Source organism: Nonomuraea rhizosphaerae (genome assembly GCF_019396405.1).
Taxonomy (GTDB): Bacteria; Actinomycetota; Actinomycetes; order Streptosporangiales; family Streptosporangiaceae; genus Nonomuraea; species Nonomuraea rhizosphaerae.
Genome location: NZ_JAHKRL010000343.1, coordinates 1 through 13,920 on the forward strand (window position 1 = coordinate 1; position 13,920 = coordinate 13,920).

The 13,920-nt window shown below is 73.6% G+C and carries 10 protein-coding genes; 4 read left to right on the forward strand and 6 right to left on the reverse strand.

All coding sequences use genetic code 11. From position 1 onward, the window contains the following. Window positions 1-560: helix-turn-helix transcriptional regulator (locus KME77_RS17230; RefSeq protein ID WP_219468447.1), on the forward strand; the 560-nt coding region annotated here is incomplete at its 5' end. A gap of 118 nt (window positions 561-678) precedes the next feature. Beyond that, window positions 679-2,442 (forward strand): DJ-1/PfpI family protein, encoded by a 1,764-nt coding sequence (locus KME77_RS17235; RefSeq protein ID WP_219468450.1) that lies wholly within the window; start codon window positions 679-681, stop codon window positions 2,440-2,442. Window positions 2,443-2,503: 61 nt separating this feature from the next. Here KME77_RS17235 and KME77_RS17240 read toward each other — a convergent pair whose 3' ends face one another. From KME77_RS17240 to KME77_RS17255, 4 genes are all read right to left on the reverse strand, one after another. Beyond that, window positions 2,504-3,505: a radical SAM protein gene (locus KME77_RS17240; protein ID WP_219468452.1), complete on the reverse strand. Its 1,002-nt coding sequence runs from the start codon at window positions 3,503-3,505 to the stop codon at window positions 2,504-2,506. Beyond that, complete coding sequence (locus KME77_RS17245) at window positions 3,502-4,650, reverse strand: cytochrome P450 (RefSeq protein WP_219468457.1); 1,149 nt, start codon at window positions 4,648-4,650, stop codon at window positions 3,502-3,504. Before KME77_RS17245 ends, KME77_RS17240 begins: the two co-directional genes overlap by 4 nt. Before the next feature lie 164 nt (window positions 4,651-4,814). Continuing rightward, the gene (gene lanKC, locus KME77_RS17250; protein WP_219468459.1) at window positions 4,815-7,331 is read right to left on the reverse strand and encodes a class III lanthionine synthetase LanKC; all 2,517 of its coding nucleotides are present in this window, start codon (window positions 7,329-7,331) and stop codon (window positions 4,815-4,817) included. A 9-nt stretch (window positions 7,332-7,340) separates the two neighbouring features. Then, window positions 7,341-8,903, reverse strand: coding sequence for a cytochrome P450 family protein (locus KME77_RS17255; RefSeq protein WP_219468462.1), 1,563 nt, complete (start codon window positions 8,901-8,903; stop codon window positions 7,341-7,343). Between the two features lie 188 nt (window positions 8,904-9,091). Here KME77_RS17255 and KME77_RS29910 point away from each other — a divergent pair, with 188 nt between their 5' ends. Together KME77_RS29910 and KME77_RS17265 are read left to right on the forward strand one after the other, a co-directional pair. Further along, on the forward strand, window positions 9,092-11,041 hold the full coding sequence (locus KME77_RS29910) for an ATP-binding cassette domain-containing protein (RefSeq protein ID WP_219468464.1): 1,950 nt from the start codon (window positions 9,092-9,094) through the stop codon (window positions 11,039-11,041). Next, entirely contained in the window at window positions 11,038-12,258 is a 1,221-nt protein-coding gene (locus KME77_RS17265; RefSeq protein ID WP_219468466.1) for a cytochrome P450, read from the forward strand. The genes KME77_RS29910 and KME77_RS17265 overlap by 4 nt, the downstream gene beginning before the upstream one ends. 66 nt (window positions 12,259-12,324) lie before the next feature. On the opposite strand, the gene KME77_RS29915 is transcribed toward KME77_RS17265, so the two are convergent. Together KME77_RS29915 and KME77_RS29920 are read right to left on the reverse strand one after the other, a co-directional pair. Next, window positions 12,325-13,041 carry a DUF5941 domain-containing protein gene (locus tag KME77_RS29915; protein ID WP_219468468.1) on the reverse strand — a complete coding sequence of 239 codons (717 nt, stop codon included), beginning with the start codon at window positions 13,039-13,041 and terminating at the stop codon, window positions 12,325-12,327. Further along, a partial coding sequence (locus KME77_RS29920; protein ID WP_219468471.1) for a CDP-alcohol phosphatidyltransferase family protein occupies window positions 13,038-13,920 on the reverse strand: 883 nt, incomplete at its 5' end. The genes KME77_RS29915 and KME77_RS29920, both read right to left, overlap by 4 nt.

The following is a 13,920-nucleotide window of genomic DNA, read 5'->3' on the forward strand; positions in this document are numbered from 1 at the left end:
ACGAGCGCGCCGCCGAGGCCGCCGCCCGCTACACGCGGTGGACCCGGCACACCGCCGCGCCGGAGCTGCGCGCCCTCGCCGCCCGCTGCCGGGCGCTGACCGCGGCCGACGGCGGCTCCCGCGAGGCCCACTACGCCGAGAGCCTGCGCCTGCACGCCCTGTCCGACTTCCCGCTGGAGCGGGCCCGTACCGAGCTGCTGCTGGGCGAGCACCTGCGGCGCGAGCGGCGGCGCAACGAGGCCCAGGGGCACCTGCGCGGCGCGGCCGACGACTTCCGCCGCATCGGCGCGATCGCCTGGGCCGAGCGCGCGCAGGGCGAGCTGCGCGCCACCGGCGAGTCGTCGCGGGCCCCCGAGGCGGGCGCGCTGAGCACCCTCACGCCGCAGGAGCTGCGCATCACGCTGGCCGTGGGGGAGGGGCTGACGAACCGGGAGATCGCCGCGCAGCTCTTCCTCAGCCCGCGCACCGTGGACTACCACCTGCGCAAAGTCTTCCAGAAGGCCGACATCACCTCACGGGCCGAGCTGATGCGACTGGTCCTCGCCGAGCGCCCCTCCTGAACCGCCGGCGTCCCTCCTGAGCCGGCTCCACGGAGGGACTGGCGGCTTCACTGATTCGCCGCCGGCCCGCCGTTCCTAACGTTGGCGACATCAAGTCACTCCCGTTAGGAGCACGGCAATGTCAACCCCCCGCATCCGCGAGATCGGCCGCTTCGTCCGGCACTACATCGAGATGGTCATCGCCATGCTCCTCGGGATGGTGCTGCTCGGCATGCTGTGGGACGCGGTCCTGCCCGAGATCACCCGGGTCGACGTGGACACGCTGATCATGGCCGCCGACATGACCGTCGGCATGGGGCTGTGGATGCTGGTCCGCAGGCACAGCTGGGCCAGCATCGCCGAGATGAGCGTGGCGATGGTCGCGCCGTTCCTCCTCCTGCTGGTCCCGTACTGGTTCGGGCTGGTGTCAGGGCACACGGTGATGATGCTCGGGCACGTGCTCATGTTCGTCTTCATGTTCCTGGCCATGCTGCGGCGGCCCGGTGAGTACACCCAGCACCACCACCGGACACGCCCGAAGGGCAAGTGGCTGTGGCGCACGACCGTGGTCCTGCTCGCGCTGCTGCTCCCGGCCGGGGTCGCCGCGGTGAACACCAGCGGCACGTTCGGCGCCCAGTACACGGCCCGCGCCGACACCGTCTCCGCCCAGCCGGTACGGAAGGCGCACGACCCGGCCAAGCCGACCGTCGCCCTGCTGACCAACAGCAAGGGCACCAACGTCGCCGACCTGCTCGGCCCGTACGAGACGCTGGCCTCCACCGGCCGGGTCAACGCCTACGTCGTCTCCCCGGCCTCCCGGCTGGTCCCCCTGACCGGCGGCCTCGACCTGGTGCCCGACCTGACCTTCGACGAGCTGGCCCGGCTGCTGGCCGACCAGCGCGACACCCTCGACGCCGTGATCGTCCCCGCCCTCCAGCAGCCCGGCGCGGCCGAGCGCGACTCGATCAACACCTGGCTGCGTCAGCAGGCCGCCGCTGGCGCGCTGACCGTCAGCGTCTGCGCCGGCGCCCGCACCCTGGCCGGCAGCGGCCTGCTGGACGGCCACCCGGCGACCTCCCACTGGCTGCGCATGTCCGGCCTGCGCAAGGACTTCCCCAAGGTCAACTGGGTGAGCGGCGTGCGGTACGTGGACGACGGCGACGTGATCTCCACCGCCGGCGTGCTGTCCGGCGTCGAGGGCGCCCTGCGCGTCATCGAGCGGCTGCTCGACGTGGACACCGCCCGCAAGGCCGCCCAGGCCGTCCACTGGCGCCACTACACCCCCGGCGTCCCGGGCCGGATCCCCGTCTCCAGCCTGCGGCCCGCGGACGCGGTCGCCATCGTCAACGCCGCCTACCGGCCCAGCACCATCGGCGTGCGGCTCGTCGAGGGCACCGGCGAGCTGGAGCTGGCCTCCGTGTTCGTCACCTACACCGAGGAGTCCGTGGTCGGCCGCACCGTCGCGATCGGCGACGGCCCGATCCGCTCCGCGCACGGCCTGACCTTCGTCCCCCGCGTGACGGTCGCCGCCGCCTCCGTCGACCGTCTCCTCGTCCCCGGCGTGGCCGCCGCCCGCGCCCGCGCCGCCGGTCCCGGGGCCGAGTACCTGCACACGACCGAGGAGTTCGCCTTCGACCCGGTGCTGCGCGACCTCGCCCGCACCTACAGCGTGGCGACCGCCCGCTTCGGGGCCAAGACCCTGGAGTACGGGGTCCTGGACATCAAGCTGACCGGCAGCGCGTGGCCGTGGGGCGCGACCCTGCTCCCCGTGGTGCTCGCCCTGCTGGGCGCCGCGGCGGCCGTCACCGGGGGCGCGGTGTTCCGCCGGGTCCGCGCCCGCTCCCGGGCGAACGGTGAGCCGGTCGAGGCGGCCGCGCCCGAGCTGGTGCGCAGCGGGTCCTGACACCGCACGCGAGAGGGCCGGGAGGAGCACATCCTCCCGGCCCTCTCTTTTATGCCCCGGATCAGGTGAGCGCGGGGCGGCGGGCGATCCTGTCCCGGTCCGCCGCCGACCCGAAATGGAGGTCGATCTTCCTGGTGGCCTCCGCCCACTGCTCCATGGTCCGTACGGGCGTGAGCGCGTCGACCACGAACGGGTCGTGCCAGCGTTCGACGGCCCGGCGCCACAGCTCGGCCGGGGAGTCGGTCAGCAGGTTGCCGACCGTGCCCTCGTAGGCGAGCATCGCCCGCACCTCCCCGTCGGGCTCGATCTGGAGCGCCGGGTAGCAGCGGCCCTCGCGCAGCAGCTCGGGATGCATCTGCAGGGCCAGGTTGTCGGTGGCGGTGACGTGCACGGAGGGCGGGACCAGGGCGCGCAGGCGCTCGCGGTAGGCAGGGTCGCCCAGCGTGGCCACCTGCGCGTCCGACAGCAGCTCGCGCTCGGCGAAGCTCTCCCGGCTGGCCAGCCCCTCGGGCACCACCGCGCCGAACGAGACGAACCGCAGGCCGGGGAAGCGCGGCACGACGTCGGTGCAGACCTGCTCGACCTGCTGGAAGTTGCTGCGGACCACGACGAAGTCGATGCCGAAGTCGACGCCGGTCCCGTCCAGCATCGCCAGCGCCCCCATGGCCCGGTCGAAGGAGCCGCGCCGGCCGCGGACGCGGTCGTGGACCTCGGCGGTGGCGCCGTCGACGCTCACGCTGACCCGGAAGAAGCCGCGCTTGATGTCGTCGAGCATCTCGGGGCGCAGCGTCCAGCCGCCGGTGAACAGCGCGACCTTGATCCCCGCGTCCGTCATCCGCCCGACGACCTCGAACAGCTCCTTGACCAGCAGCGGCTCGCCGCCGGCCAGGGAGATGCCGAACGGCTTCATCGCCACGATGGCCTCGGCCATCCTCAGCAGGTCCGCCCGCCGGAGCTGGCGGCTCGGGCGGCGGCCCGACTCCGAGTAGCAGTGGACGCAGCGCAGCGGGCACGCGTACGTGATGTCCCAGATGATCTCAAGCGGGTGGTCGGGAATGTTCACGTGGGATCTCCAGAGTCGAGGACGACCATGAGCCGCCTGGTGCCCGCCCGCACCGGGGCCGGGCCCTGGTCGGTGGCGAGCCGCATGCGGGGGAAGCGGTCGACGAGCGTGTCGATGGCCAGCCGGGCCTGCGCCCTGGCGAGGGCGGCGCCCAGGCAGTGGCGGTGGCCGAGCCCGAAGGACAGGTGCGGGTTGACCGGCCGGTCGGGCACGAAGGAGTCGGGGTCGCTGAAGCGCGCGGGATCGCGGTTGACCGCGGCCAGCGCGCAGTGGACGCCGCCGCCCTCCGGCACCGTGACGCCGCCGATCTCGACGTCCTGCCTGACGTACCGGGACGACAGCGTGGTGGGCGTGATGACCCGCAGCAGCTCCTCGACCGTGGCGTCGAGCCGCGACGGGCCGGCCACCAGCTCGTCCCAGCGGCCCAGCAGCAGCTCCACGCCGTCGGTCAGCAGGCGCGTGACGGGCCGGTGGCCCGCGACGAGCAGCAGCCGGACGGCCGAGAGCACGTCGTTCGGGGCCTCGTGGGCGATGGCGCTGATGAGGTCGGCCTGCGGCGCGGCCCGCCGCCGGGCGATCAGTTCCTTGAAGTAGTCCGCCATGACGACGCCCGCGCTCTCGGTGACCGCGGTGGCCACGCCCGCCTCGGCGATCCAGCCGAAGACGTAGTCGCGGACGTACGAGCGGCCCTCCTCCGGGACGCCGAGCAGCTCGCACAGGACCGCCACGGGGAACGGGCGCGAGAAGGCGGCGATGAAGTCGGCGGGCTCGTCCACCGGCATGGCGTCGAGCAGGGTGTCGGCCTCCCGCTGGATGCGCGGCAGCAGCCCCGACACCCGTCGCGGGGTGAGCTGCCGGGAGATCATCCGGCGGAGTCTGGCGTGCTGCTCGCCGGGCAGGAAGAACAGGTCCTCCTCGTCGGGGAGCTCCTTCTCCGGGCCTTTGGCCTGGGGCGCGTCGCCCCTGAGCCGGGGATCGACCAGCACCTCGGCGGCCGTCTCGTGGCCGGTCAGGATCCAGCCGGGCTCCCTGCCGCTCATGTCGACGTGATGGACGGCCCCGGCCTCGCACATCCGGCGGAGCGCGTCGGGGTCACGGAGCATTTTTACCGTGACGACGGGCAACGCGGTGGGATGATGGTTCATGGATGACCCTTCTCTGCCCGGGGTCGGGGATCGCTGCCTGATCCCCGACCCCGGTCTTCATCAGCAGGTGTTCGCGTACGACGTGACGTGGCTGTAGCACGGGTGCGCCGTCACAGCCTTGGGCGCGCTGAGCGCCTGGAGCTCGAGAACGAAAGCCATTTCCTTCACCTCCTTCCGGCACCCTCGACAGCGGGTGAGCGCAGGTCGAGGGCGGGGATGATCGACGCGTTCCGGTCGAACGCGACGCCTAGGGCGACCAGCACCCCTGCCGCTCCGGTGGCCAGGTCCATGGACAGGCGCAGGAGCTGGTTGCCGGGGAAGGCCAGGTGTCCCCGATGAGACAGGGCGTGCCAGGCGAGCCTGCGCACGTGGTCGCGGATCTCGTGCCGGTTCTCCTCCGGCCCGAGGTGGTGGAGGGCGGCGATGGTGCCCGCCCGGCCCATGAAGAGGAACGGGTGCCGGATGAACGGCGCGCTGCACGCCCTGCGGGCCCCGGCGATGACCTCGGCGAAGCCGGGCTCCTCGCGCCGGGCCAGGTACTGCGACAGGACCAGCGCCAGCCCGCTGCTGCCGGTGCCCAGGTAGGCGTGGTAGCTGTTGTTCTCCAGGAGCTGGAAGGTGCCGTCGGGCAGGTCCTGGCCGCGCGCGACCTCCCGCCGCAGCGCCTCCAGGGCCAGATCGAGGTAGCGCTCCTCGCCGGTGCTCTCGCGCAGCCGCAGGAAGAAGTGCGCGACCCCGGTGAGGCCGTGCTGGAGCCCGTTCTTCTCGCAGCCGTCCAGGTTCGCGGCCAGGCGTTCGCCCAGCGCCGCCGCCCCGGCCGGGTCGCCGAAGTGCAGCCGGGCGAGACCGGCCCCGGCCAGCCCGCCATGGATGCCGGGGACCGCGCACCGAGGCTCGGCCGCATTGGCACGTTCCAGAACTTCCCGGGCGTCGTCGTGGCGGCCCAGCTCGTCCAGGACCACCGCCACGCCGTGCAGGCCGTCCAGCAGGCCCGGCCGCGCCTGCGGCGTCCCGCGCACGGCGGTGACCAGCCAGTCCACGTGCTCCTCCGGTACGGGCGCGCCGGCCTGGCGCAGCGCCCAGAGCACCCCGGCGGCGCCGTAGGCCACGGTGGCGCCGCCCGACACGAACTGCCGGGGGTCGCCGGGGAAGAGCCGGTCGCGGCGCTCGGGCGTCGCGCCGGCCAGCAGGCCGGCCACGAGCGAGTCCTTGATCGTCGGCCAGTCCGGCCCGGCGAACAGCCCCGCCGGCTCGTCCACGCCGGGATCCAGGCCGAAGTGCCTGATCAGCCGCGGCCCGAACCCCGCCGGCACCGGGAAGTTCTCGGTGATGACGTCGGTCAGGCTGGAGCGCTTGACCGGGTCGCGATCCTGCAGCGGCGCGATCGGCAGGAACACCCATTGCCGCAGGCAGTTCATCACATAGTGGTCGGCCGCCCGCCCGGTCAGCCCGGCGGGCGCGGCGAACCCCGGGGCCGCGAGGCCGGGCCGGTGCGGGTCGGCCAGGTCGCAGGCGATCTCGAAGTCGATCAGCGCCACCCGCCCGTCCGGCCGGACGATGACGTTGCCCGGATGCAGGTCCGTGAACCGGACGCCCCTGGAGTGCACGGCCATGAGCGCGTGGTCCACCTTGGCCAGCACGTCCATCGCCCACCGCGTGTACGCCGCCCGCGCCTCGGGCGTGGGATCCGGCCCGGCCAGCGGGAAGCGCGCGAACACCTCCTCCAGCAGGGTCGTGCCCTCGATGTACTCCTCGACCAGGAAGTGGTGCTCCCAGATCACCAGGTGGTCCAGCACGCGGGGCACGCAGTCCAGGCCGTCCAGGCGTCTGAGCACGTCCCGCTCGCGCGCCAGCCTGGTGACGGCGTCCACGCCGTCCCGGTCCAGCCCGGCGTGCGGGCGCGCCTCCGACAGGACCACGTACCCGCCGGACTCCTTGTCGCGGGCCAGGTACACGCCACCGCCGTTGGAGTAGTGCAACGGGCGCTCGATCCGGTACGGGAAGTCCTCCGCGCCGCCCTGCCCCCGTCGCGCCAGCGACTCCCGCAGCACCTCGGGAACGCTCACCCATTCCGGCACGGTGAAGGCGGGCGAGCGGTCGTCCGGCACCAGGTCCCCGTCAGGGGTGCGGATCGCGTACACGGTCTCACCGGCGGCCGAGACGTAGGTCATCGGCTTGAACGCGCCGTACCGCACGTAGACGGGGGCCTCGCCGTAACGTAGGTCGCTGAGCACGTACGGCCCGTCGAACCCGCGCAACAGGCTCTCCAGCTCGGGCAGCACCTCGGCGAGGGCCGCGTCGCCGAGCGGGTAGAGGGTCAGCAGCTTGCCGCTGCCGCCGCGCTCGGCGTACTTGCTGTTGAGCAGCCGCATGGCCGCGCCGCTCCGCAGGAACTTCACCGGCAGGCCGTTGGCCAGGCAGAAGTCCAGGACGAGGTCGCACACGCGCTCCGCGTGGTCCGGCGTGGCCGAGACGTGGATCTTCCAGCCCTGCTCGGGCAGCTCCACGCCGGGCGGGCGGAGCACGACCCACAGCTCCTGCTCGCCCCTGCGCCAGCCGTCAGGCGGCTCCCTCCCGGCGGCGGCGAACAAGGTGTCGTGGTCGGGCATGCGCGACGGCTGCTCGAAGAACACCGGATCGGCCTGGCAGAACGCCAGCAACTGCGCGATGGTCGCATCCATGGGACAACCTCACTTCGAGGAGAGGACGACGGGCAGCTCCAGCAGGTAGCGCACGCGGTTCTGCCGGTAGTGCAGGTCTCGGGCGTCGTGGGCCAGCTCCGTGCCGGGGAAGCGGCGGGTCAGCGTCTCGATCGCGATCCGCGCCTCGATCCTGGCCAGCGCCGCGCCCAGGCAGAAGTGGTGGCCGTGGCCGAAGGCCAGGTGAGGGTTGGGCGCGCGGTCGACGTCGAGCGCGTCCGGCTCCTCGAAGTGCGACGGGTCCCTGTTGGCCGCCACCAGCGAGGCGGCGACCAGGTCACCGGCCGGGATCCGCCTGCCGCCCACCTCGACGGGGGCCGTCACCGTCCTGGCCAGCCCGACGGGGAACGGCGTCACGTACCGCAGCAGCTCCTCGACCGCGCCCTCCACCAGCGAAGGGTCGGCGACCAGCCGCCGCCACTGCTCGCCGTCGCGCAGCAGCGCCGCCACGCCGTTGGCCAGCAGCGTGGTGGGGGCGCGGTGCCCGCCCACCATGAGCAGCCGGCTCGCCGCGACGAGGTCGTCCTCGCACAGCCGCCCGCCCTCGGCCCGCACCACCCAGCCGAGCAGGTCGTCGGCCGGCACGACCTTCCTGGCCTCGATCAGGGCGCGCAGGTACTCGTCGACGTCCTCGTGGGCCCGGGGCGGGACGGCGTTCATCCGCACCAGCAGCCAGTCGGCGATGTAGTCGCGGTCGCGGGCGGGGACGCCGAGCAGCTCGCACAGGACGACGATCGGCAGCGGCCGGGCGAACGCCCGCACCAGGTCCACCGGCTCGCCGGTCGGGATCGCGTCCAGCAGCTCGTCGGTGGCCCGCTGGAGACGCGGCCGCAGCGCTTCCATCCGGCGCGGCGTGAGGTGCTGGCCGACCAGGCGGCGCAGCCTGGCGTGCTCGCGGCCGTCGATCGTGATCAGGTCCTGCTCGCCGCGGTGCTCGACGTCGCCCTGCAGCCGGAAGCCGGCGGTGATCTCCGTCCGGCCGCTCAGCGCGGCGTCCGCGAGGGTGACGGTGCTCGCCTGGTGCCCGGTCAGGATCCACGACGTCGAGACGCCCGGCGCGTTCACCCGGTGGACCGGGCCCATGTCGCGCAGCTGCCGGATGACCTCGGGGTCGTTGAGCAGCACGGGCGTGAGCGCGGGCAGCCTGGCGGGACACCTGGCCTCGCCGTCGCCCTTCAGGCCGGGCTCCAGCGAGCTGAGGAACGACTCCACCCGCTCCCCGTCGTCCTGCCCGTCGCCGTCCCCGTCGAGGATCAGCGACGGGCAGCACAGGTGCGCGGCGTCGAGCGCGCCGGGCGCGCCGGGCACGCCCACGGCCACGACGGCGGCGGCCCGCTCCGGGTGGCGGTCGGCCACCTCCAGGACGGCCGCAGCGGCCGTGCCGTGTCCGAGGAGCACCGCGCGGTCGGGGCTGTCCGGCGCGGCCAGGTAGTCCGTGATCGCCGCCACGCACGCGTCCCGGTCGTCGACCGGGACGGTGGGAGTGCGTACCCGCCAGCCCTGGCTCGCGGGCCGTCCCCATGGCCCGAAGATCACCAGCGTTCGGTTCGTCATGCCCGCCCCCCTCGCTCCCACGGCCTGACGAGATCCGAATATGCGGGGCGGTCCTTGGCGCAATCTTGGAACGTTCTACAAGAACGCCCTTGCGGGCCCGATCTTCCGGACAAGGCGCGTACAAGGCGACGATCTTAGGTTTGCCCGCGTCGCGGGTGGGGTTCCGTCGAGCGTGCGGGGGGCTGGGGATGGGCGTGCGGGGCAGAGGCCGTGCCGGGAACGGGACGGCGGGGGCGCTGCCCTCCCTGGCGACGGCGTGGTGGGACGCCCACACGACGGCGCTGGCCGGAACCGGGTTCCTGCGGATCGCCCGCCGGCTGCCCGCCACCATGGCGGGGGCCGTGGCGGTCGCGTGGCGGGCCAACCGCTGGGACACCGCGCTCGCCCTCGCGCTGAGCCTCGCCGGGGGGATCGTGACCGCGTACGGGCTGCTGGCCACGCGGGACGTGCTGGTGGTGCTGTTCGCCGGCGGGCCGACGCCGGAGCGGATCCGGGCGGCGCTGCCCGCGCTCGCGGCGGTGGCCGCGGCGGCGGCGACCAGGTCCGGCCTGTCGATCGGCGCTGGCTGGGCGCAGGCCAGGCTGATGCCCAGGGTGCTGACGCTGGTGGAGCGGCGGCTGTTCGAGCTGACCACGCGGGTGGAGCTGGCGGCGTTCGACGACCCCGGCTTCAGCGACGAGATGAAGCGGGCCCGCAACCGGGGCGGCATGGCCCTTCAGTCCGTGGTGCGCGGGACGCTGGACCTGGCCGCCGGCCTGGCCGGGCTCGCCGGGACGGCCGCGGCGCTGCTCGTGGTGCACCCGCTGCTGCTGGCGGCGCTGGTGCTGGCCGGCCTGCCGGGGGCGTGGGCGGCGGTGCGGGTGGCGCGGCTGTCGTACGCGAGCGAGCGCAACCGGACCAGCCGCCGCCGCAGGATGTGGATGCTGGGCGAGCTGATGGCCGAGCGGCTGACCGCCGCCGAGGTGCGCGCGTTCACCATGCGCGGGTTCCTGCTGGGCGAGTATGACCGGATGGTGGACGCCGAGACCGCCGCGGAGCTGGAGGTCGTCTCGGGCCAGACCCGCGTCCGGGTGGCCGGCGGCGTGCTGTCCGGGGCCGCCACGGCCGGCCTGTACGTGCTGCTCGGGCTGCTCCTGGCCGGCGGCGCGCTCCCGCTGGCGGCGGCGGCCACGGCGGTGCTGGCGCTCCAGGCGGCCAGGCAGGCGCTGTCCCTGGCGCTCACGAACGTCAACAAGATCTACGAGGAGGGCCTGTACTACGGCGACGTCACCGAGTTCTGCGACCGCTGCGTGTCCTGGCTGCCGCCCGGCAGCGGGCTCACGGCCGGCGTGCCCGCCCCTGAGGTCATCGAGGTGGAGCGGGCCACGCTCAGCTACGGGCACACCGGGCGGGCGGCCCTGGAGGGCGTCAGCCTGAGCATGCGCCGCGGGCAGACCATCGCGCTCGTCGGCGAGAACGGCTCCGGCAAGACCAGCCTCGCCACGCTGCTGGCCGGCCTGCGCGTCCCCACCTCCGGCGCGGTCACCTGGAACGGGGTGGCGCCGGAGAGCGTGGAGCGCGAGGAGCTGTGGCAGCACGTCGCGCTGGTCAGCCAGGAGTACTGGCGCTGGCCGTTCACCGCCGCCCGCAACATCACCCTGGGCAGCGGGCGCACCGCCGGGGACCCGGTCATGATGCGGGCCGCCGCGGTCAAGGCGGGCGCCCACGAGGTGATCGAGAGCCTGCCCGACGGGTACGAGACGCTGCTGTCGCGCGTGTTCGCCGGCGGTCACGACCTGTCGGGCGGCCAGTGGCAGCGGCTCACCTGCGCCCGCGCCTTCTACCGCGACGCGCCGCTGCTGATCTGCGACGAGCCGTCGGCGGCCCTCGACCCGAAGGCGGAGCACGCGCTGTTCGCCGGCCTGCGCGACGGCGCCGAGCGGCGGATCACGGTGCTGATCACGCACCGGCTGGCCAACGTCCGGCACGCCGACCGCATCTACGTCCTGCATGAGGGCCGGGTCGTGGAGCAGGGCACCCACCGGGAGCTGCTGGACCTGGGCGGCCGGTACGCGGAGCTGTTCACCCTCCAGGCCGACGGCTATTTCGAGACATCTCTTGATTTCGAGACCTCTACCGAAGGCGAGCGCATCGCATGACCACCGAACCGGCCCTGAACGAGCCCACCTCCCTCACCCCCGCGCAGCTGCACGACGGGCCGACCATGTGCCGCATGCGCGACGAAGGGCCCGTCCACCGCGTGGACCTCGGCCGGGGCGGGACCGAGTGGCTGCTCACCGGCTACGACGTGGCGGTGACGGGCTTCTCCGACCAGCGGCTCCAGGGCGACGGCGGCGTCCAGGGGAGCCCGATCGAGGAGGCCGAGCGGGAGGGCCGGATCATCTTCGAGGAGGACCTGGTCGACCTGTCGGGCAAGGACCACCTGCGCGTGCGCAGGATGATCTCCCGGCAGCTCACCCCCCGCAGGGTGACGGCGATGCTGCCGCGGATCCAGCGGATCACCGACGAGCTGCTGGCCGCGATCCCCGCCGACCGGCCCGTGGACCTGATCGCCGCGTTCGCGCGCCCCCTGCCGATCATGGCGCTGTGCGCGCTGCTCGGCATCCCGGACGAGGACCGCGCGTACGTGCACGCCTACGTGACCGGCAGGGTCGCCACCCAGCCCGACCAGCCCCGGGCCGTGTCGCCCGGCCCCGACATGACCACATCCGAGACCGTGGACATGGTCGCCTATGTCACCTCCTTGATCGCCGAGCGGCGCCGCGAGCCGGGGGACGACCTGGTCAGCTCCATGATCCGGCAGGCCGGGAAGGACGGGCTGCCGGACGCGTACGTGGTGGCCGGCGTGCGGCTGACACTGGTGGCCGGGCACCGCGCCGTCACGAGCCTGGTGGCCAACGGGATGGCGCTGCTGCTGGGCCCGTCCGGCATGTGGCGGCGGCTGGTGGACGAGCCCGCCCTCGTCGACCGGGCGGTGGAGGAGCTGCTGCGCTACGTCACGCCGATCGCCCTGAGCGTGCCCCGCCACACCACGGCCGAGGTGGAGTTCGGCACGTCGGCGCTGCCGGAGAACGCCGTGGTGCGGTGCGCCTGGTCGGCGGCCAACAGGGACCCGGCGCGGTTCGACCGGCCCGAGGTGTTCGACCCGGCGCGGGAGGACAACGGGCACCTGGCCTTCGGGCACGGCCACCATTTCTGCCTGGGCGCCGCGCTGGCCAGGGCCGAGACGCGGCTGGCCCTGGCCACGCTGGCCGAGCGCTTCCCCGCCATGCGGCTGGCCTCCTCCAACCTGCGGTACAGGGTCGGCGATCTGCGCGAGCCCAGGGAGCTCCAGGTGATCCTGCGCCCGGTCTGACCGCCCTCCGGAACGCCGAAGGGCCCGTCGGCCGAGCACGGCGGACGGGCCCTCACGAGAACGCGGTCAGCCCTTCTCGGCCTCTCCGGTGGCCTGCTCCATGGCGTCCTCAGGTGATGCCTCCAGGTCCTGTTCCGCATCCGCTCCCGCCTGCGCCGAGGCCTTGTCGAGGCGGACCCAGCTGGTCACGCTCTCCACCGCGAACAGCACGAACAGGTACGCCGTCAGCACCGCCAGCACCGGCGTCAGCACGCCGAGCGCGGCGCCGATGCCGATGATCAGCAGGCGCAGCTCCCAGCCGAGACCGGCGTGGAAGACCCAGGCGGGCGGCCAGATGCTCTGCCGCGTCCGGTAGACGGTGTCGTAGGTGTGGTAGCCCACCACGTACACCAGCACGAACAGCAGCCATTTCGGCGCGTCGGCGGCCAGGCCGACGGCGATGATCGTCAGGAACTCGGCGCCGCGCAGCAGCGGCGGGGTGAGCCAGTCGAGGCGGCCCAGATGATTGCGGGGCGCGGTCGGCAGCACCAGCAGGAGCACGACCAGCGGCGGCACGAGCAGGATCGGGCCGGGCCTCAGCACGCCCGAGACGACGAGGCCGACGACCGCCAGCAGCGCGACGAGCGTGGCGGGGACCGGGGGCAGGCCCCGGCCGATGCGGGGCGCCAGGGCGTGGACGAGGGGCCCGTCGTCGCGGTAGGCGAGGAGGCGGGCGGTCTGGATCCGCCGGCGCTCCTCGTCGGGGTCCGGCGTGGTGGCGGGGGCCAGCGGTGCGGTGATCATGCGAGCGACCTCATGAGGCGTCCGGTGAGGGTGTAGGCGGCGGCGACGGAGCCCCAGATCACCAGCGTGAGGAAGGTGATGCGGGCGTCGAAGAGGGCGGCGGTGATCGCGATGGCCGCGAACCGCTCGCCGATGGGGAACACGATCATCTTGCGGGCCCAGTGCACGGCGCGGTAGCGCCCGGCGCGGGTCCACATCTTCAGCACGCCGCGGATGCCCTGGCTGCGCTCGGCCTTGCGGCGCACGAGCGCCTGGCGCAGGTCACGGTCGTCGGGGGCGTCCAGCGGCAGCGTGGGAAGCTGGCCGGGCGGCTTGCGGCGGTTGGAGATGCCGAAGGAGAAGTCGAGCAGATGGCGGATGGACTGCAGGCCGATGGCCGCCAGCGCGAGGATCCAGATGTCGTCGCCGTTGCCGGAGACCACCCAGCCGACGGCCAGGCCGGCGAAGACGACGTACTCCTTGAACCGGTCGAACGTGGCGTCGAGCCACGCCCCGAGCACCCCGAACTTGCGGGCGTAGCGGGCGACCTGGCCGTCCACGCAGTCGAAGACGAAGGCGAAGTAGATCAGCACGCCGCCCAGCACCATCCACGGCCGGTCGCCGGTGGCGAAGCAGGCGGCGGCCAGCACGCCGAGCGTGATGGAGATCAGTGTCACCTGGTTGGGCGTCAGGCCGCGGCGGGCCGCCCAGCGCGCGATGAAGCGGGAGTAGGTGGAGACGAAATATGTCGTGAAAAATCCGTCCGCGCCTTTGACGGCGTTGTTGAGCCGGGCGCGGTCCTCGTTGATGCCGGACATCTCGGCGGCGGCCTCGTCGGCGTCCGCCTGGGTGAAGAGCCGGCGGGAGTACAGGTCGCGGCGGGCGCGGGTGCCCACCCAC

Bases quoted from the DNA above. Each gene is read 5' to 3' on its own strand.
- KME77_RS17235 (WP_219468450.1), top strand. From the start codon at position 679: ATGTCAACCCCCCGCATCCGCGAGATCGGCCGCTTCGTCCGGCACTAC.
- KME77_RS17245 (WP_219468457.1), bottom strand. From the start codon at position 4,650: ATGAACCATCATCCCACCGCGTTGCCCGTCGTCACGGTAAAAATGCTC.
- lanKC (WP_219468459.1), bottom strand. From the start codon at position 7,331: ATGGATGCGACCATCGCGCAGTTGCTGGCGTTCTGCCAGGCCGATCCG.
- KME77_RS17255 (WP_219468462.1), bottom strand. From the start codon at position 8,903: ATGACGAACCGAACGCTGGTGATCTTCGGGCCATGGGGACGGCCCGCG.
- KME77_RS29910 (WP_219468464.1), top strand. From the start codon at position 9,092: ATGGGCGTGCGGGGCAGAGGCCGTGCCGGGAACGGGACGGCGGGGGCG.
- KME77_RS17265 (WP_219468466.1), top strand. From the start codon at position 11,038: ATGACCACCGAACCGGCCCTGAACGAGCCCACCTCCCTCACCCCCGCG.
- KME77_RS29915 (WP_219468468.1), bottom strand. From the start codon at position 13,041: ATGATCACCGCACCGCTGGCCCCCGCCACCACGCCGGACCCCGACGAG.